The organism is Mycobacterium sp., assembly GCF_008709575.1.
GTDB lineage: Bacteria > Actinomycetota > Actinomycetes > Mycobacteriales > Mycobacteriaceae > Mycobacterium.
This window is the reverse complement of record NZ_VYIK01000148.1, coordinates 1-1464: the sequence shown is the minus strand read 5'-3', so window position 1 is coordinate 1464 and position 1464 is coordinate 1. Positions and strand designations below refer to the sequence as shown.

Genomic DNA, 1464 nt, shown 5'->3' with positions numbered 1-1464 from the left:
CGGGATCCGTTGGGTACCAACCGTGGCTGGCATCCTCTTGTTGATCTCGGCAATGAGCACCGGCGTGTGCCGCATCGCATCGGCGACATAGTCGACACCGATGCCCAAAGAGCACGTCCCGTTCTCGTCGGGCGGGGACACCTGCATCAGGCCGACGTCACACGGCAGCCGGCGTTCGGCGAACATTCGCGGTAGCGCTGAATAGTGGCACGGCACCACGTCCAGGCGTCCGGACCGGCTCAGTTCCCGAAGCTCGCCGAGCCCGCCAAACGACACCATCGACATCCGGCCCGGTATCGTGACGGCGAGCTGGTCGTTCCAGCTCAGCCCGGTGAAAGTGCGGATCGGACCGATCCGGGGATTCTGCATGATCAGCGCGTCGACGAGTGGACGCGGCTCCGCGGCGGCCTGACCCCACCAGACACCGTCACCTCGGGACAGGAATTTGCTGAAATCGATCACGTCGGTACCCGTTGGATCAGGGTTCCCGTGCCAAGACCCCCACCGCAGCACATCGTCACCAGGCCGAGGTCGGCCTCGCGCCGTTCGAGTTCGGCGACCAGGGTGGCGATCAGCCGGGCGCCGGTGGCACCGACGGCGTGACCCAGCGCGATCGCTCCGCCGTTGACGTTGACCCGCTCGGTGTCCGGACGCAGCTCGCGCTGCCAGGCCAACACCACCGAAGAGAACGCCTCGTTGACCTCGAACAAGTCGACGTCATCTATGGAGAATTCGTTGCGCTGCAATAACTTCCGAGTCGCCGGAATGGGCCCGGTCAGCATGATGATGGGGTCGACACCGACGGTGGTCTGGTCGACGACGCGGGCACGCCGCCGCAGCCCGAGCCGGCGCGCGGCATCCTTGGAGCACAGCAGTACTGCGGCGGCGCCGTCGCTGATCGGCGATGACGACCCGGCGGTGATTCGCCCGTCCTCTTTGCGGAAAACCGGCTTGAGGTTGGCCAGGGTCTCCACCGTGGCCTCAGGGCGCACGCATTGGTCGGCATAGCGGATCTGGCCGTCGAGTGTCATCGGCACCATCTCGGCGATGAACCGGCCGTCGGCGATGGCCTTTGCAGCCTTCTGGTGCGACTGCGCGGCAAAGGCATCCATCTCTTCGCGGCCCAGCTGCCAGCGGTCGGCGATCAGCTCGGCGCTTTCGCCTTGGTGCACAAAGGCGTACCGCTCGCGCAGCTCGCCCGGCCAGGGATCGCCATACAGTTCGGAGACCTTGCCAGGGGAGTCGATGGGGACGTGGCCCATGTGCTCCACACCGCCGGCGATGACGACATCGTGCGTGCCCGAGGCCACCAGCGCCGCAGCCATTTCCACCGCGGTCTGCGCCGAGCCGCAGCGCCGGTCTAGCGTGGTGGCCGGTACTTCAGGCGGATAACCCGCCTGCAGCCAGGCGTTGCGGGCGATGTTACGGGACTGTTCACCGAACGGGGCGGTGCAGCCGATGACG

Annotated in this window: 1 protein-coding gene and 1 pseudogene; both read right to left on the bottom strand. The window is 66.7% G+C overall.

Translation table 11 applies throughout. The annotated features are described in order from the left end of the window. Window positions 1-462 (bottom strand): annotated as a pseudogene (locus tag F6Q13_RS17375) (4-hydroxybutyrate CoA-transferase); the annotation flags it as partial. After that, window positions 459-1464 (bottom strand): thiolase family protein (locus F6Q13_RS17370; RefSeq protein ID WP_293059206.1); only part of this gene is annotated, 1006 nt, incomplete at its 5' end. The pseudogene F6Q13_RS17375 and the gene F6Q13_RS17370, both read right to left, overlap by 4 nt.